Raw genomic sequence first — 17,554 nt, forward strand, 5'->3', positions numbered from 1 at the left:
TCCTTGAGTCACACTTTACACCAAAATAAAAAAGCCGTCATTTGCATGACGGCTTTTTAAAATTTTAAATCACAGGAAATTAACCTACGCGATAGTTTGGTGCTTCTTTGGTAATGGTCACATCATGTACATGCGACTCAGACATACCGGCAGAAGTGATTTTCACAAACTTGGCATTCTGACGCAGGTCTTCAATCGTCGCAGAACCGGTATAACCCATTGAAGAACGTAGGCCGCCCATCATCTGATGTACGATATTACCCATTGGGCCTTTGTACGGTACACGACCTTCAATACCTTCAGGAACCAGCTTCTCGGCACCGGCCTTGGAGTCCTGGAAGTAACGGTCAGCAGAACCTGTCGCACCCGCCATCGCGCCCAATGAACCCATACCGCGATAAGCTTTGTAGTAACGGCCCTGGAAGAATTCAACTTCGCCTGGTGCTTCTTCAGTACCGGCCATCAATGAACCCACCATAATCGTGCTTGCACCCGCACCAATCGCTTTGGCCATATCACCAGAGAAACGAATACCGCCATCCGCGATCAAAGGAATCTGATCTTTCAGCGCATTGGCAACAGAATCAATTGCAGAGATCTGTGGCATACCAATACCCGCCACAATACGCGTGGTACAGATTGAACCAGGACCAATACCAACTTTAACGGCATCCGCACCCGCATCAAGCAACGCTAGCGCAGCATCACCTGTTGCGATGTTACCGCCAATCACCTGAACTTGTGGATAGTTGGCTTTCACCCAACGTACACGCTCGATCACACCCGCAGAATGACCGTGTGCAGTATCGACTACAATCACATCTACACCTGCATCAACCAAGGCTTCTACGCGACTTGGCGTTTCTGCACCGGTACCGACAGCAGCACCAACACGCAGACGACCCAGATCATCTTTACAGCTGTTTGGATACAATTCAGCTTTACGGAAATCGGTTACCGTAATCAAGCCTTTCAGCTCTTGCTGATCATTGACCACCAGTACTTTTTCAATACGGTGCTGTTGCAATAAAGCTTGGATATTTTCTTTCGATTCGCCTTCACGAACTGTCACCAGACGATCCTGACCAGTCATGATGTTGCTGACTGGCTGCTCAAGATTGGTTTCAAAGCGTGTATCACGACCGGTCACGATACCCACCACTTTGCCATCTTTCACAACGGGTACACCACTGATATTGTTGGCTTGAGTCAGCGCAATCAGTTCACGTACTGTGGTTTCAGGAGTGACTGTAATCGGGTCTTTGACCATACCCGCTTCGAATTTTTTCACACGGCGCACTTCTGCAGCCTGAACCGCGATATCCATGTTCTTGTGCAAAATACCGATACCACCATTTTGCGCCATTGCAATTGCCATACGGGACTCAGTCACCGTATCCATTGCTGCAGACACAAGAGGAATATTCAGGTTAATGCCACGAGTTAAACGTGTCTTTAGGGAGACATCTTTTGGAAGAACAGTAGAATAGGCAGGGAGTAATAGGACATCATCGAAGGTTAACGCGTCTTGAACGATGGTCAACATAACAGTCTCACTGGTAATTTCCGTGCACTATTATAAACAAATATCGGCTTAAATTTCATTGCAATTGCAAAATTATTTTTTTATTCAAGCTTCGTACACGCAGATCTATGTGGGTGCTAAAACAGTATCAATAATACGTCCGATCATGAAGTTCCCTATTTTAAAATATACCCCGATCATTTTAATGAAGTGAAAAGCAGAGCCTAAGCTCTGCTTTGGATGGATTTAGCTGACATATTCAAAACTGTCATCATTGTCGGCTTCATCAGTTTCAATCTGGACAAAGGGCAACATATTGTGTGCAATACGTGCCTTATTGCATTGCTCATCGGCAATCTGCACTTCTTTGCAGGATGAACTGCGCTGCTCATACATGCCGCAGCTCACCTGCTGGCCGATGGTGCCATCAAGTGCGATACAGCGTGGATTTTTTTGATTGGTTCCAGCCATACATGAATAGACTGCTGTCACAGGTTCGGTATAGTGCTCAGGCATATGAATACCTTCAGCCCAATAGAACGAAACCCTGAAATAGGCGCAGCACGCCCCGCAGCTTAAACACGCATCCGGTTTTGGAACTTGAGACAACATTTCTTATAAGTTCTCATTATCAAAAAAAGTTTTTTGGAGAAGAAATATAAAAAATGTTGTTTTTCCACACAAGAAAAAAATTATTTTTTGTGTGAACTATTCAGGACAAGTAAAAACCGTTTCATCCATCAGGTCAGTGCCGCATTCCAGCGTTTCAATCCAGTCCAGAAACTGGGTAATCTGCTCTTTGCCGATAAATGGCGTGCCATGTTGCGGCACAATCATCTCGATTTCCATGCTGCGTACCATTTTCACCCAAAGGCGAATCACCTTGTTATTGCACATATAGCGTTGATGGAAGCTTTTCATTTTTGGAATATGCGCAGCAAAGTTTTCCAGTGGCTTGGCTGCATCTTCGACCATGGATGCGCCCATATCGCCGGAAAACAGGATTTTGGCAATCGGATCATAAAACTGGAAATTCCCCACCGAATGCAGGAAATGCGCCGGCACCGCCACAATGTGTGATTGACCCAACGGAACGATCTGACCGTGATCAGGAAGTTCTACCAAGCGGTCCAACCAGTTACCTTTCATCCGGTCACTCATAAAGGCCGAGTTTAAGTGCGGCAAGAAACGCGCCCACAGCTTGGATGCCACCACTTTGGCATCCGTATAGACCAGCCAGCGCGGCATCGAGGTAATGATATCCGGGTCCTGGTGCGAGGCCATGACATAATCCAGGTTGGTCAAACGGGTGTATTTATTCAGTTCCATGGTCAGCGGTACATAGGTTAAATCGCCACCCGGATCAAGTACCGCTGCGCGCTCATGATCAATGATCAGAAACTGGTTTGCCTGAACGCCTTCACCTTTGACCAGACTGGTAAAACTGATGCACTTATGTGTCCCGTTATCAAACAGAACCTGCGATGTGGTGCGTTCAAAAGCCATGTAAATTCCCCAATTTATAATAAAAATAACGTTTTTATACCCCTATAAAATATAAGGAATTAATCAAAATTACAATCAATAAAACTAGCCGTATCACACTATTTATCAAGGTTTTGAGATAATTTTAACCATAAAAAATCCTGAGTTTTTAGCTCAGGATTCATGTAATTTATTATTTTATGATTTAAAAGAAATAATGTTGAGCCAGTGTTGCAACACCAATCACCAGGAAAATCGCCGCACCAATTTTATGAATCAGGCTGATCGGGAGTCTGTTCGCCAGCTTATCTCCCAAAAATACTGCAGGTGCATTGGCCAGCATCATGCCCAAAGTGGTACCGAGCATCACCCAGAATACGCTATCGAAACGTGCCGCCAGTGCAACTGTGGCAATCTGGGTTTTGTCACCAATTTCTGCCAGAAAGAATAAAATAAAGGTTGCGCCAAAGACCCCGAACTTTTGCCATTTATTGATACTGGCATTTTCATCCCCGAGTTCATCCGGAATCAGCATCCAGACAGCCATTGCGATAAAGCCAATCGAGACGATCCACAACAGTACTTCTGGCCCGATCACCGTGGTGACCCATTGTCCCAATGCCGCAGAAAGGCCGTGGTTAATCAGCGTCGCCAATAAAATGGCAACTAAAATAGGAACAGGTTTGCGAAAACGTGCGGCAAGCAGCAATGCCAGCAGTTGGGTCTTATCACCCATTTCAGCCAGTGCTACGATTGCAGTCGACAGTAAGAATTCATACATGAGGTCTTTCTCTGGCTAGCATCCAATACCAATGACTCACCGCTCCTGCTAGCCAAAATCTGCAGAGTGGTAAATCAAAGGTCTTGCCAACAAAAGAAAGCTTGGAAAAGCTAACTTGGTTCTTTGCTATGATGACCATGCTCGTTTGAGCAAATATGTTGACCATCACCCTTCTGCTTTGCGCAAAAGGCGGCTACTCCCCAATGAAGTGCGTCAAGTATAGAATCAAATAGATTATTTTTCAATGCAGCAAGAAAAAACCCTGCCGAAGCAGGGTTTTTATTTATACCTTCTTTGTATTTCTTCCTGAGCTTCAATTGAAATATTTTTCAATGAAGCGCAAGAGAAAAGAAAGTGAATCGAATTTAATTTAGATTAACAGCGTACGAATATCTTTAAGCAGCTTGGTTAACTTATTGGTAAAGCGTGCTGCATCTGCACCATTGATCACACGGTGATCGTAGGACAATGAAAGCGGCAGCATCAAGCGTGGATCAAAGCCTTCACCATTCCAGACCGGTTGCATGGTTGCAGGTGAAATACCCAGAATTGCCACTTGCGGCCAGTTCACCAATGGCGTAAATGCCGTACCACCGATTGAACCCAAGCTAGTGATAGTGAAGTTCGCACCTTGCAGGTCTTTCGGTGACAATTTCTTGTCACGCGCTTTTTGACCCAGGGTTCCCAGCTCAGTGGCAATCTGTTTAATGGACTTCTGATCTGGATGACGCAGCACAGGCACGGTCAAACCATCTGGCGTTGCGACCGCGATACCCATATGGATCTCGTTACGTAGCAAGACTGACTTACCATCATCGGCCAAGTGACCAGCAAACTCACGCTCTTCTTTTAACAAGTGCGCAACTGCTTTGATGATGAACGCCATAATGGTCAGGCTCAGGCCTTCTTTCTTGAAATTGCCTTTCAGTTCATTACGCCATGCTTCCAGTTCCGTAATATCTGCTGCATCAAACTGGGTCACTTGCGGAATGAAATTATTCAGCGACAATTGTGGAATAGATACTTGTTGCAAACGCGTCAAGGCTTTCTCTTCCACACCACCAAAAGCGCTAAAGTCTGGCAGTTTTGGCAGACCTGCGACTTGAGCAGCAGCGGCTACAGGAGCCGCCTGTGGCGTAGTAAGACGCGTTTTGACATACGCTTTCAGATCTTCTTTCATGACGCGCGCGTGTGGGCCAGATGCTTTGACGTCTGCCAGCACAACGCCCAGTTCACGTGCCAGTTTACGCACAGCAGGACCAGCATAGACTTTCGAGTTAGCGACATTCTGCTCTTTGGTCAGCTTATCGGCATTATCCGACGCCGCGACTGTTTGAGTAGAAGATGCAGCAGGTGCCGGTGCTGCTTTTGCAGCAGGCGCTTTCGGCGCTTCTGCTTTGGCTGCAACAGGTGCAGCAGCTGCTTGCGCTTCAGCTTCAGCTTCAATTGTCACCAGTGCAATGCCTTGAGAGACATTTTGACCCAGTTCCACATGAATGGCTTTAATCACGCCGGCTGTAGTGCTTGGCACTTCAACAGTCGCTTTATCTGATTCCACCACGATGATGCTCTGGTCTTTTTCAACCGTATCACCGACCTGAACCAGAATTTCAGCCACAGCCGCCTTGTCTACACCTAGATCAGGCACCTTCACTTCAACATCACCTGCAGGTGCTGCTGGCGTTTGTGGCGCTTCAACTGCTTTCTCTTGGGTTGCCGCTTGAGCAACTGGTGCTTGAGGTGCTTCTGTCTGTACTTGTGCTGCCGAAACAGCCGTTTTCACTTTCAGAATGACCACACCTTCTTTGATCGTGTCGCCTTCTTTAATCTCGATGGACTCTACCGTGCCTGAAACCGTACTTGGCACTTCAACAGTCGCCTTGTCTGATTCCACCACTACGATACTTTGATCTACCTCGATTTCATCACCGACAGCGACCAGGATTTCCCCTACAGTAGCTTTTTCTACACCAATATCGGGGATTTGTACATCAACCACCTGTGAGCTCGCTTGAGCCTCAGGAGCAGCAGAAGCTTTAGGCTGATGTGAATCCAGTTCCTGTATGATTTCCTGATCCGGCAATGAAGTCGGAGTATTTTCTGAAGTTTTTTGTGAGGCATCTGCTTGCTGTGGCTCGACCACATCGGCGCTACCGTCTTCAGCTTGCAGTTCAATCAGTACCGCGCCTTCAGCGACTTCATCACCCTGGCTGACCAGAATGCTTTTTACCACGCCTGCTGAAGTGCTAGGCACTTCAACAGAGGCTTTATCAGATTCAAGCAATACAATGCTGTCATCAATCGCGATCGTATCACCGACTTTGACCAGAATTTCGGCCACTGTTGCCTTATCTACACCAATATCAGGAGTCGTAATTTGCATGCTTAGTTCTCCTCTTTGTAGTCAGCAACAGCATGTACACATGGGGTTTCTTGCGGTGCCCAAGCCACTGGACGATCTGTATCAAGCTCGAAAGTCGAGATCGCATCTTTTACCAGGCGCGCATCAACTTCACCTTCATCTGCCAGTTTTTTCAAAGTTGCCACCACAATATGGGCAGCATCAACACCGAAGTAACTACGCAAGTTGGCACGTGTATCTGAACGGCCATAACCGTCAGTACCCAATGCTACGAATGGACGGCCATCTGGAAGATAAGCACGAATCTGTTCGCTATAAGCACGCATATGATCGGTTGCAGACACGACGATACCTTCAGTACCGCGAAGCTGTTTCGATACCCATGCTTCTTTTACGTCTTCAGCCAGCGGATGCAAGCGGTTGTATTCTTCACATGCCATACCGTCACGTGCCAGTTCATTGAAGCTGGTCACACTGTAGACATTTGAATGAATTTGATATTCCTCACGAAGAATCTTCGCTGCCTTGATCACTTCACGCAGGATCACACCTGAGCCCAGTAACTGAACAGTGGCTTTTTCATCTTCTTCCAGTAAGTACATACCACGCTTGATGCCTTCTTCAACACCTTTTGGCATTTCCGGATGCTCGTAGTTTTCGTTCATCACAGTTAAGTAATAGAACACACGTTCCTGGTTCACATACATACGTTGCAAACCGTCATGCACGATCACTGCCAATTCATAACCGAAACATGGGTCATAAGAGACACAGTTTGGAATGGTATTGGCCAAGATGTGTGAATGACCATCCTGATGCTGCAAGCCTTCACCGTTCAGTGTAGTACGACCCGCAGTTGCACCCAGCAAGAAACCTTGTGCCTGTGCATCGCCTGCTGCCCATGCAATATCACCAATACGCTGGAAACCAAACATCGAGTAGTACATGTACATCGGAATCATTGGCAGGTTATTGGTTGAATAACTGGTCGCCAACGCTGCCCATGCACTCATCGCACCGGCTTCGTTAATCCCTTCCTGCAACATGTGACCGTCTTTGGCTTCACGGTAATGCATCAGCTGTTCTTGGTCTTCCGGGGTATATTTCTGGCCATGCGCGGCATAAATACCGAGCTGACGGAACATGCCTTCCAGACCGAAAGTACGGGCTTCATCAGGCACGATTGGCACAACGCGGTCTTTAATCGCTTTCTCTTTAAGAAGTGCAGAGATTAAACGTACCATCACCATCGTGGTCGATTGTTCTTTACCATTTGAACCGGCCAAGACCGAATCAAATACTGAAAGTCCAGGAATCGCCAACTGCTCACTTTCCTTACGACGTGCAGGCAAGTAGCCACCTAGCGCCTCGCGACGTGCCTTCATATATTTCAATTCAGGTGAATTTTCGCTTGGACGGTAGAATGGTACTTCTTCAAGCTGTTCGTCGGTGAAAGGAAGATTGAAACGGTCACGCACGTATTTCAAAGAATTTATTTGCATCTTCTTGATTTGGTGAGTTTTGTTAACTGCTTCGATTTCCTCGGACAAACCATAACCTTTCACGGTTTTCGCCAGAATTACAGTTGGCTGACCTTTAGCCGTACATGCTTCGGCATAAGCAGCAAAAACTTTGTACGGGTCGTGGCCACCGCGGTTCAGATTATCAATATCTTCATCGCTTAAATCTTTAACCAGCTCTTTGGCTTCTGGGTATTTACCGAAGAACTTTTCACGTGCGTAAGCACCACCTTTTACCTGGTAACGCTGAAAATCGCCATCGACGGCTTCTTCCATGACCGCTTTCAGTGCGCCGGATTTATCTTTATCTAGTAGTGGATCCCAATGACGGCCCCACACAACTTTAATCACACGCCAGCCTGCGCCGCGGAATAGTGACTCAAGTTCCTGAATGATCTTGCCATTACCACGTACCGGACCATCCAGACGTTGTAAGTTACAGTTTACTACCCAAATCAGGTTGTCGAGCTTTTCGCGACCTGCCAAAGAAATTGCACCCAGGCTTTCCGGCTCATCCATCTCGCCATCGCCCAAATACGCCCAAACCTTACGGTCTTCTTCTTTGATCAGGCCACGGTTCATCAGGTACTTTTGAATATGTGCCTGATAAATCGACATGATTGGACCCAGACCCATCGATACGGTTGGGAACTGCCAGTAGTCCGGCATCAAATAAGGATGCGGATAAGATGGCAAACCTTTACCACCTACTTCACGACGGAAATTATTCAGGTGCTCTTCAGTCAAACGGCCTTCTAAAAATGAACGCGCGTAAATACCCGGTGCACAGTGACCTTGGTAATAGATCATGTCGCCGCCGAAGCTATCGCTGTTGGCACGGAAGAAGTGGTTAAAGCCCACATCATAAAGGGTTGCGGAAGAAGCAAAACTCGCCAAGTGACCACCGAGATCATCACCGGTTTTATTCGCGCGTAATACCATTGCCAAGGCATTCCAGCGGATCAGCGCGCGAATACGACGCTCCATATCCTGATCGCCTGGCATTGCAGGTTGTTCTTCAACAGAAATCGTATTTAAGTAGGGAGTATTTAAACGCTGAATAGGAACATGCTTTGCAATTGCGCGTTGATAAAGTTTTTCTAATAAAAATGCTGCACGCTCAGTGCCCATGTGCTGCAAAACAGAGTCAAATGCATCTTGCCATTCTTGGGTTTCTTGCGCGTCTGTATCGCCATAAAACGCCATAATCTACAGTTCCTAAAAGCCTAATCTAATGTCTTATATGTACCATATTTAAGACCTCTGCAGGTATGGCCTTAGCTGAATGCGATTTAGCAGTACTATTTAGGAACTAAATGATGGGTGACGTATAATTACACTACATAACAAAAAATAGTCAATAAAGGCGATTTATTATACAATCATTATAATAGTTGGTGATAATATGAGACTTAAAAGTGATAAAACAAAAAGCCCTTCAAGTTGACTTGAAGAGCCTGCAGTTTAAACGCTTTAAAATGCTTATTGGAGGTTTTTATGTATAGAGATGCTTCTTGTTATTCAGGTCTATACTTAAGGTAACATGGCCAAATAAGTAGATGGGTTTTTACGTTGACCGTCTTTTACTACTTCATAATGTAAGTGTGGACCGGTACAGCGACCAGTACAGCCAACGTTGGCAATATGATCACCTGCTTGCACCTGCTCTCCCACACGTGCAATAAGACGTGAAGCATGGGCATAGCGCGTTAAATAGCCATTGCCATGATTGATTTCAACGTATTGACCATAACCTGTGCCCCAACCTGATTTGGTCACAATTCCTGGACCTGTTGCATAGATTGGTGTACCACTTGGCGCTGCAAGATCAAGGCCTGAATGATTTTCAGCACGGCCACTCATGGTACGGCCACCGTAATTTGAACTTACGCGAGAATTAGGTAAAGGATGAGAAATTAGCCAAGAATAAGCACTGTTTGCTGCCGCTTTATTGGATGAAGTATTGGCATACTTCTGAGCAAGCGTTCGATTGTTCAGTTCAACTGGTTTCTCACGAAGTTGAACATTCAATTTAGTCTGTGCTGGAATATCGATATCATCTGGATGAGTATATGCACCCTGTGCCAGAGTACGCGTCAATTGCTCGATACGATCTGTTGAACCATTTTCTTGATTTAGATTGACTAAATCTGCGAACGCAACCGAAGCCGCTGAAACTGATAAAGAAAATGCCAACAAAATACGTCGCATATGCATAAAAAACCTCTCTAAACTGCTTTAATCGAGTTCCTTGAAGATCTCTATCCTTGATATCCACTAAAAGAAGCGCATAAGATTAAGACATAAATATGTAGGAATCATGTATGTCGGAACCTGTCAACGTTTTTCAACAAACAAGAAAACAGATAAAAACAGGAAACTTTTCGTTTCTCTCATCACAAGTCGCTGCCTGGCAGAAACTTACGAAACTCGTACAACCGCTATTGCCCCAACCGGAACGCTGGCAAGTTGTCTGCTATCAAAATGGTGTGTTAACGATTACCGGTGAAAACCAGGCCATGATCAGTCAATTGGCCTATCTTCAAAAGCAATACATTTCACAACTCTCTCAAATAAATGAATTAACAGATCTCACTAAACTTCAAGTTTGCTTGCGGAATCCTTCGCAAACATCACCTGTTTCAGCAACACCTGAAAGAGCCTTAAATGCAGAAACACAGGAATTACTTCGTAATGCTGCTGACTTTATAAGCGACCCTAAGCTTAGCCAAGCTTTACTACGTTTGGCAAGCAATAAAAAGTAACATAGCAATCAAATGTAATAAATTAAAAAGCAAACATTATGTGATGTGTATCACAGTATTAAAGCAATAACAAAAACATAAAGACACAAACACAATGACTTATGTCACATTCACATACATGATTGGACAATTGGCTTCGTCATCAAATGTTACAATTTCATAGCAGCTTGGATCACTTTTCACATTGCGTAAAAGTTGATTATTCAAGGCATGTCCAGATTTATAACCATCAAATTTGGCAATAATCTGATGCCCGAGCAGGTATAAATCACCCACGGCATCCAGAATTTTATGACGTACAAATTCGTCCGAGAAACGTAAACCTTCTTCATTAACGACCCCGGTTTCATCTACACCAATGGCATTTTCCAGGCTGGCACCCAGCGCCAGATTATTGGCTTTGAGATAATCCAGATCTTTCATAAACCCAAAGGTACGCGCTTCACTGACTTCATAAACGAAGGTTTCAGTAGAAAAATCGATACTGGCGGACTGATGTTCTTTTTTAAAGGCAGGATGATCAAAATCGATGGTGAAATTCAGCTGAAAGCCCTCATGTGGGCTAAAAATGGCACGTTTGTCATCAATGAGTGCTTCAACCGGTTTAATAATCTTGACGAATTTTTTAGCGGCATCCAGCTCTTGCAAACCGCCCTGCATGAGCAGGTAAATAAACGGACCTGCACTGCCATCCATAATCGGGACTTCAGAGGCCGACACTTCAATAATCAGGTTATCAATGCCTAGACCAGCAATCGCACTCATGACATGTTCAATGGTGCCTACTTTGGCATTTTCCTGAACCAGGTTCGAGCACATGAAGGCTTCTTGAATCAGCATGGCATCGGCAGGAATGTCGACTGGCGGATTCAGGTCAATACGACGAAACACAATTCCCCCATCGGCATGGTGCGGCACAAAGTTAATCATGACTTTTTGCCCACTGTGAAGACCGATTCCGCTCGCTTTCACGACACGTTTCAGGGTACGTTGTTTCAACATGCTTTTATCATCTGTTCATCTATAAAACCGCTATACGTTAGCATATTTGGCTATTGATAAAAAACAAAAAGGTGGCTTAAAAGCCACCTTTCCTGTCTAATCTAGCTAAACACATGATGTTACATGTTATTTACGCTGTTGATTCTTAAGATAATCCTGAATGCTCATTGGTGTTGGGCGCGGGCTAGAAACTGAAGCTGCCGCTGGATTCGCTGCTGCACCTGTTTCATGCTGCTGACGCTGAATTGCCGGTACGTCATCATCTTCCACCACAGCCTGTGTAGCTGCTGCTGGACGAGTTGCCTGTACATTGGTACGTTTGGTCGGCTCAACTGAATCCGCTGCATGACGGGTTAGACCTGTTGCAATCACAGTCACGCTGATTTCATCACGCGCATCCGGATCAAAAACGGTACCGTAGAACACCTGACCTTCATCTAAATCGACAATCTGGTTCACGACATCGGTAATTTCTTCAATTTCACCGAAAGTCACGTCATCGCCACCGGTCACGTTAATCAGAATACCTTTGGCATTCATGATAGTCACGTTGTCGAGTAATGGACTACGGATTGCCTGCTCAGCAGCCTGACGTGCACGGTTCTCACCACGACCCAGACCGACACCCATCATGGCATAACCACGCGTGCTCATGGCTGTTTTTAAATCGGCGAAGTCAAGGTTGATATGGCCAGGACGGACCACCAAATCAAAAATACTGCGTACTGCATTCAGTAGAACATCATCCGCTTTTTTATATGCATCTTTCATTGAAATATCACGGAAGACTTTCAATAAACGCTGGTTTGGAATGATGATCAATGAGTCTACATGCTGCTCAAGGGCTTCGATGCCTTTTTCGGCAGACTGTAGACGGCGTTTGCCTTCAAAGTTAAATGGCGTGGTCACGACACCAACGGTCAAGATACCCATTTCTTTCGCAATTTCAGCCACGACTGGCGCTGCACCGGTACCGGTACCACCGCCCATACCCGCAGTAACAAAGACCATATCGGTCCCTTCAAGCTGCTGGCGGATCAGTTCACGGCTTTCTTCTGCTGCGGTCTGGCCGACTTGCGGATTTGCACCTGCACCCAGACCACGGGTACTCTGCTCGCCCAGCTGAATTTTAAATTCGGCTTCCATGCGATCCAATGCCTGCTTGTCCGTGTTGGCACAAACAAACTTTACGCCCTGGATATCGGACTGCAACATATGTTGTACAGCATTACCACCCGCACCACCTACACCAAACACAGTGAAACGGGCTTGACCATTGCTATCGCTATGATCGTCTTCGAAAAATTCAAATGAGGCCATGACCTATAAAATTCCTAATTCATAATTGGCAGTCACTAAGCCCGTATACTGCCTTAATCTTAATAAAATTGTTTTTAAGAATGCTGCTCATGCGTTCACTTGTCAAGTACAAGCCCGATTAACTACATCTTCCCAACAATATTCACAATAAAAATCGACTTAAAAGATTGATTTCAAGGTGTCATTAAAGCCAAACAAGGCTCTTTTGACCCGCTTAGCCAATGACAACCGCTCTACATCATCCTGTTCCACAATCGTGTCCTGGGTATCACTCTGACTAAACATCAGCAAGCCAGCCACCGTACTATATTGCGAGCGACGTAAAGCAGCCTGATGTTGTTCGTCTGCATACACCTGAGTCGGCGGATTACCTAAATGCGCCGAGACCCCCATGGTACGGCGAACAAAACTCACCATCCCTTCGATATGACTGGCATCACCTGTCAATACCACACCATGATACAAGCCCTGGATGGCACCATTTTTCACCAGCTCATCACGTACCAGACCCAGAATTTCTTCATAACGAGCCATAATAATTTCAGTCAGTTCAATCCGGCTGATGGTTTGTGGTCCATCAATCCCCTGGAACTGAATCATATGATCCGGCTTGACCACTTTCAGGTCGACACAGCCATACAATAATTTCAGACGTTCAGCTTCTTCGGTCGTGGTTTGCAATACTGCTGCAATATCACGGGTCACATGTTCACCGCCACGTTGGAAGGTATGGGTTAAGGCCAAACGACCATCCACATACACTGCAACATTGGTCGTGCCGGCACCGATATCTACTAAGCATACGCCATATTCTTTTTCGTCTTTCAGCAGGCTGGCTTCAGCAGTAGCCAAGCTCGACACCACCATTTTTTCTACACCAATATTGGCACCTTTCAGGGCGCGATCAATATTCTGCATGGTACTAATCGGCAGCATCATCAAATGATAGTGTCCGGTCATGCTATGTGCCGACATCCGAATCGGGTTTAACACCCATTCCGGTGAGTCGTCCAGCTCAAAACCCAGAGGCACAGCACTGACCAGATAATGATCTGAAGTCAAATGACTAGCTTTAGCCAATTCCAGTGCACGCACCACTTCACTGGTGGTAATCGCATGCTCGCTATTGTCGATCGAGGTGCGACCTGAAGCATAAAAGCTTTTTAATTCGGCACTTGGAATAGAGACCCAGGCAGAATGTACACGACATTCCGCCATATCTTCTGCTTCTTGAACGGCATTTTTAATTGCAGTAATAACTTTATCGAGACTGACAATTTTCCCTTTACTCATGCCTCGGTTACGAGCGGTGGCCATACCAATCACTTGGATATTGTCTGGCGCGTGTACCTTGCCAATCAAAACTGAAACTTTGTGTGTCCCAATGTCAATCGCCACAACCGAGGGAACAGCTTCACTCATTATTCACTACTACCATTACGTGTTTGTTAGATTTATGGCTTTAAATGCCTCTATTTTTTAAAGCCGGTCATTATGGCTTTACTGTTACCTTATTCTCAACGCCCGTGTCATCAATGGTTACAATAAAATGTCCATTTACAATTTTAGGCGGAATTGAATTTTTCCACTGTATCGACAATCCATTGCGATAACGCAGGTCGATGGCCGAAATTTTAGACCAGACCGGCTTTAAATCGCTCTGAGACAGATGGCTCAGGCGTTGTAATTTGCTCATAGTCTGGTCTTTATCCACAATTATTCTTAAACTCGAATCAAACTGCATAAACCAGGTCATTCGCTCGGTGAGATATAATTCTTTTAGACGAATGCCTTGTGGCAAAAATAATTGATTAATTTCATTATAACGACGCATCATGGTTTCTGCATGGCTCGCCGGCCCATGTAGTAACGGTAATGCCTGATAATTCTTAGGTGTGACTTCAGTGAAAATCACGCCACTATCACTTAGTAAACGCCCTGTCCCCCAACGCGCAATCGCATGATGCGGCATCACTCGCACCCGAATGCCATTTGGCCAGGCTCGGGAAACCACGACCCGATCCACCCAGGACAATTCCAGGGTACGATCACGGATCGCTTCCAGATCCGAAGTAAAATAGTTTTCGGTCACAATCGGTGACACATATTGCATGACCTGACGCTGTTCAGCAGCCGAGCGCGTACCTACCACGCCCAGCTCTGCCACGTCACTATTGGTCATGACTTTATATAAACCCAATATTCCAAAGGCCAGCACCAGCAGCGCAATACACAACAATAACCAGCCACCAAAATTGGTCAGCTTTTCTTTGCGTGTTGGCGGCTTGTCGTGAATTGAAGTAATCGCAGCACGTTTACGGCGCATGGAAACAGGAAGTTGAGCCATATTTAGTGTGCCGAACCAGTCAAGGTCTGTTCCAGAATCGCGACACACAGCTCATCAAAACTGTATCCGACTGCAGCTGCCGCTTTTGGCACCAGTGAGTGACTGGTCATGCCCGGTACGGTATTGACTTCAAGCAACCAGAAGTTGCCCTGTTCATCCTGCATGGCATCAATCCGGCCCCAACCGCTGGCACCGACTGCCTGGAATGCGCGCAAACTTAAGGCTTTTAACTGCTGCTCTTCAGCTTCAGTTAAACCACATGGAATGCCATATTGCACATCATTACGCTGATATTTCGCTTCATAATCGTAAAAGGCGACATCTTGAGGCGGTTCAAGACGAATCACCGGTAGCGCCTGACCATTTAAAACCACAATGGTATATTCACGGCCGGTAATCCATTTTTCTGCCATCACCACAGCATCATGTTCAGTTGCCTTGGCAATTGCTTCTGCAAAGTCTTCAATTTTTTCGACCTTGCTCATGCCGATACTGGAACCTTCATGCACCGGCTTGATAATCAAAGGCAAGCCTAAAGCATTAACAATGTCGGTCGCATCAGAATCTTTAGTGACAATACGATACGGCGCTGTTGGCAATTCCGAACCCTGCCAGACCTGCTTGGTCTTGACCTTGTCCATGCCGATGGCAGAACCTTGTACACCCGTACCGGTATACGGTACGTTTAACCATTCCAGTACACCCTGGATCTGGCCATCTTCCCCGCCACGTCCATGCAATACAATGAAAGCACGATCATAATTTACCAGTTCTGTGACACTACGCTCCTGCGGGTCAAACGCTTCCGCATTAACCCCTGAACGCACTAATGCCTCAAGTACCGCCGTACCACTGTCTAGAGAAACCTCACGCTCTGCAGATTTACCACCAAGCAACACGGCAACTTTTCCGAATTTTGAAGCATTTGACACGTTTATATCCTTAAACTTTTTTCAATCTGGTCAATTCAATTCAGTCACGCAAGATGACTATTTTATATATAAATGATTTTGTGCAAGTTCGACTGAGATTGCTCCAACATTACCTGCGCCCTGGGTTAATAACAAGTCATTTGCTTGCAATACTTTTCTCATGATCTGATTCAGGTTGCCGTCCGCCGCATCAACCAGAATCGGCTCGACTTCACCACGTAGACGAATGCTACGAGCCAAAGTACGGCTGTCAGCCCCGACAATCGGTTTTTCACCGGCAGGATAAACATCCAGCAACAATAACTGGTCTACAGTAGAAAGTACTTCCACAAAATCATCAAAACAGTCACGGGTACGGCTATAACGGTGTGGCTGGAACATCATTACCAGACGACGGTCCGGATGACTCTGACGCGCAGCTTTAATCGTGGCTTCGACTTCTTTTGGATGATGACCATAGTCATCCACCAGTTTCACGTCACCGCCCTCAATCGCAAACTCACCCTGAACTTCGAAGCGGCGACCTACGCCACTGAAACCTTCCAGTGCACGGCAGATTGAAGCGTCAGACACGCCTTCATCGGTTGCTATACCAATCGCAGCCAAGGCATTCAGCACATTATGCAAACCTGGTTGATTGACCGTTACACGCAATGGCTCACGCTCTTTACGCAATACGGTAAAGTGGGTTTGCATGCCATCTTGATCAACATCTACTGCACGGATGTCATTGTCTTCATTGAAACCATAAGTCAGTAACGGGCGTGCAATCCGCGGCATAATTTCACGGATATTGGCATCATCACCACAGACTACAGCCAAGCCGTAAAATGGCAGTTTTTGCAGGAACTGGATAAAGGTATCTTTCAGGACATCGAAGCTACCGCCATAGGTATCCATATGATCGGCATCAATATTGGTTACCACAGCAGCCATCGGTTCCAGGTGCAGGAAAGAAGCATCTGACTCATCGGCTTCGGCCACGATATAGCGGCTGGCGCCCAAGGCTGCGTTCATACCGGTACGGTTCAGCAAACCACCGATCACATAGGTTGGATCCATGTTTTCTTCAGCCAGCATACAGGTGATCAGACTGGTGGTCGTGGTTTTGCCATGCGTGCCGGCAACGGCAATTCCATGACGGTAACGCATCAGTTCACCCAGCATTTCCGCACGGCGAACCACAGGAATACGGTTTTCAATCGCGGTTTTAATTTCCGGATTTTCTTTATCAATCGCGGTAGAGACCACGATCACGTTGGCGCCCTTAATATTATTTGCAGTATGTCCGATATAGACTTTAATGCCATTCGCTTCCAGCTGTGCGGTGGTATTGGATGCCTTGATATCTGAACCGGAAACTTTATAGCCCTGGTTTTTCAGCACTTCTGCAATACCACACATGCCTGCACCACCGATCCCCACAAAATGAATGTGTTTGATACGGCGCATTTCCGGCACTTTGATTAACTTTTTCGCTTGTTCAGCTGGGGTTGTTGGAGACATAGTTTACTC

14 protein-coding genes and 1 riboswitch are annotated in these 17,554 nt (G+C 46.0%); of the genes, 1 reads left to right on the forward strand and 13 read right to left on the reverse strand.

From position 1 onward, the window contains the following. Positions 1-79 precede the first annotated feature (79 nt). The 7 genes from guaB to FTV08_RS09045 all read right to left on the reverse strand — a co-directional run bounded on the left by guaB (position 80) and on the right by FTV08_RS09045 (position 9,890). A complete protein-coding gene (gene guaB / locus FTV08_RS09015; protein ID WP_004281332.1) occupies positions 80-1,546 on the reverse strand; it encodes an IMP dehydrogenase in 1,467 nt (488 codons plus the stop codon). 225 nt (positions 1,547-1,771) lie between these two features. Beyond that, positions 1,772-2,137 carry a YkgJ family cysteine cluster protein gene (locus FTV08_RS09020; RefSeq protein ID WP_080591854.1) on the reverse strand — a complete coding sequence of 122 codons (366 nt, stop codon included), beginning with the start codon at positions 2,135-2,137 and terminating at the stop codon, positions 1,772-1,774. 96 nt (positions 2,138-2,233) lie between these two features. After that, positions 2,234-3,031, reverse strand: a complete 798-nt coding sequence (locus FTV08_RS09025) for an MBL fold metallo-hydrolase (RefSeq protein WP_180087147.1) — start codon at positions 3,029-3,031, stop codon at positions 2,234-2,236. Between the two features lie 184 nt (positions 3,032-3,215). Next, positions 3,216-3,791: a TMEM165/GDT1 family protein gene (locus FTV08_RS09030; RefSeq protein ID WP_180087148.1), complete on the reverse strand. Its 576-nt coding sequence runs from the start codon at positions 3,789-3,791 to the stop codon at positions 3,216-3,218. A gap of 73 nt (positions 3,792-3,864) precedes the next feature. Beyond that, positions 3,865-4,005: riboswitch (yybP-ykoY riboswitch) on the reverse strand. A 156-nt stretch (positions 4,006-4,161) separates the two neighbouring features. Further along, positions 4,162-6,174 (reverse strand): 2-oxo acid dehydrogenase subunit E2, encoded by a 2,013-nt coding sequence (locus tag FTV08_RS09035; protein WP_180087149.1) that lies wholly within the window; start codon positions 6,172-6,174, stop codon positions 4,162-4,164. Positions 6,175-6,176: 2 nt separating this feature from the next. Continuing rightward, positions 6,177-8,879 (reverse strand): pyruvate dehydrogenase (acetyl-transferring), homodimeric type, encoded by a 2,703-nt coding sequence (gene aceE, locus FTV08_RS09040; RefSeq protein WP_180087150.1) that lies wholly within the window; start codon positions 8,877-8,879, stop codon positions 6,177-6,179. 327 nt (positions 8,880-9,206) lie between these two features. Next, positions 9,207-9,890: a M23 family metallopeptidase gene (locus tag FTV08_RS09045; RefSeq protein WP_004281322.1), complete on the reverse strand. Its 684-nt coding sequence runs from the start codon at positions 9,888-9,890 to the stop codon at positions 9,207-9,209. 107 nt (positions 9,891-9,997) lie between these two features. On the opposite strand from FTV08_RS09045, the gene FTV08_RS09050 reads away from it, so the two are divergent. Continuing rightward, the gene (locus FTV08_RS09050; protein ID WP_180087151.1) at positions 9,998-10,438 is read left to right on the forward strand and encodes a DciA family protein; all 441 of its coding nucleotides are present in this window, start codon (positions 9,998-10,000) and stop codon (positions 10,436-10,438) included. A 99-nt stretch (positions 10,439-10,537) separates the two neighbouring features. Here FTV08_RS09050 and lpxC read toward each other — a convergent pair whose 3' ends face one another. The 6 genes from lpxC to murC form a co-directional block, all read right to left on the reverse strand. Beyond that, positions 10,538-11,440, reverse strand: coding sequence for a UDP-3-O-acyl-N-acetylglucosamine deacetylase (gene lpxC / locus FTV08_RS09055; protein WP_004647241.1), 903 nt, complete (start codon positions 11,438-11,440; stop codon positions 10,538-10,540). A 126-nt stretch (positions 11,441-11,566) separates the two neighbouring features. Further along, the gene (gene ftsZ / locus FTV08_RS09060) at positions 11,567-12,760 is read right to left on the reverse strand and encodes a cell division protein FtsZ (RefSeq protein ID WP_004281317.1); all 1,194 of its coding nucleotides are present in this window, start codon (positions 12,758-12,760) and stop codon (positions 11,567-11,569) included. Between the two features lie 159 nt (positions 12,761-12,919). Next, a complete protein-coding gene (gene ftsA / locus FTV08_RS09065) occupies positions 12,920-14,182 on the reverse strand; it encodes a cell division protein FtsA (RefSeq protein ID WP_004647239.1) in 1,263 nt (420 codons plus the stop codon). A gap of 70 nt (positions 14,183-14,252) precedes the next feature. Next, the gene (locus FTV08_RS09070; RefSeq protein WP_180087152.1) at positions 14,253-15,107 is read right to left on the reverse strand and encodes a cell division protein FtsQ/DivIB; all 855 of its coding nucleotides are present in this window, start codon (positions 15,105-15,107) and stop codon (positions 14,253-14,255) included. Between the two features lie 2 nt (positions 15,108-15,109). Beyond that, positions 15,110-16,039 (reverse strand): D-alanine--D-alanine ligase, encoded by a 930-nt coding sequence (locus FTV08_RS09075; RefSeq protein WP_180087153.1) that lies wholly within the window; start codon positions 16,037-16,039, stop codon positions 15,110-15,112. 57 nt (positions 16,040-16,096) lie between these two features. Then, complete coding sequence (murC, locus tag FTV08_RS09080; RefSeq protein WP_005245710.1) at positions 16,097-17,545, reverse strand: UDP-N-acetylmuramate--L-alanine ligase; 1,449 nt, start codon at positions 17,543-17,545, stop codon at positions 16,097-16,099. Between the last annotated feature and the right edge of the window lie 9 nt (positions 17,546-17,554).

The sequence above is a fragment of the Acinetobacter sp. YH12226 genome (genome assembly GCF_013417805.1).
Classification (GTDB): Bacteria; Pseudomonadota; Gammaproteobacteria; order Pseudomonadales; family Moraxellaceae; genus Acinetobacter.

Coding starts and splice junctions, on each gene's coding strand:
- FTV08_RS09050 (WP_180087151.1), top strand. CDS start 9,998: ATGTCGGAACCTGTCAACGTTTTTCAACAAACAAGAAAACAGATAAAA.
- ftsZ (WP_004281317.1), bottom strand. CDS start 12,760: ATGGCCTCATTTGAATTTTTCGAAGACGATCATAGCGATAGCAATGGT.
- FTV08_RS09035 (WP_180087149.1), bottom strand. CDS start 6,174: ATGCAAATTACGACTCCTGATATTGGTGTAGATAAGGCAACAGTGGCC.
- aceE (WP_180087150.1), bottom strand. CDS start 8,879: ATGGCGTTTTATGGCGATACAGACGCGCAAGAAACCCAAGAATGGCAA.
- lpxC (WP_004647241.1), bottom strand. CDS start 11,440: ATGTTGAAACAACGTACCCTGAAACGTGTCGTGAAAGCGAGCGGAATC.
- FTV08_RS09030 (WP_180087148.1), bottom strand. CDS start 3,791: ATGTATGAATTCTTACTGTCGACTGCAATCGTAGCACTGGCTGAAATG.
- FTV08_RS09020 (WP_080591854.1), bottom strand. CDS start 2,137: ATGTTGTCTCAAGTTCCAAAACCGGATGCGTGTTTAAGCTGCGGGGCG.
- murC (WP_005245710.1), bottom strand. CDS start 17,545: ATGTCTCCAACAACCCCAGCTGAACAAGCGAAAAAGTTAATCAAAGTG.
- FTV08_RS09045 (WP_004281322.1), bottom strand. CDS start 9,890: ATGCATATGCGACGTATTTTGTTGGCATTTTCTTTATCAGTTTCAGCG.
- FTV08_RS09025 (WP_180087147.1), bottom strand. CDS start 3,031: ATGGCTTTTGAACGCACCACATCGCAGGTTCTGTTTGATAACGGGACA.
- ftsA (WP_004647239.1), bottom strand. CDS start 14,182: ATGAGTGAAGCTGTTCCCTCGGTTGTGGCGATTGACATTGGGACACAC.
- FTV08_RS09070 (WP_180087152.1), bottom strand. CDS start 15,107: ATGGCTCAACTTCCTGTTTCCATGCGCCGTAAACGTGCTGCGATTACT.
- guaB (WP_004281332.1), bottom strand. CDS start 1,546: ATGTTGACCATCGTTCAAGACGCGTTAACCTTCGATGATGTCCTATTA.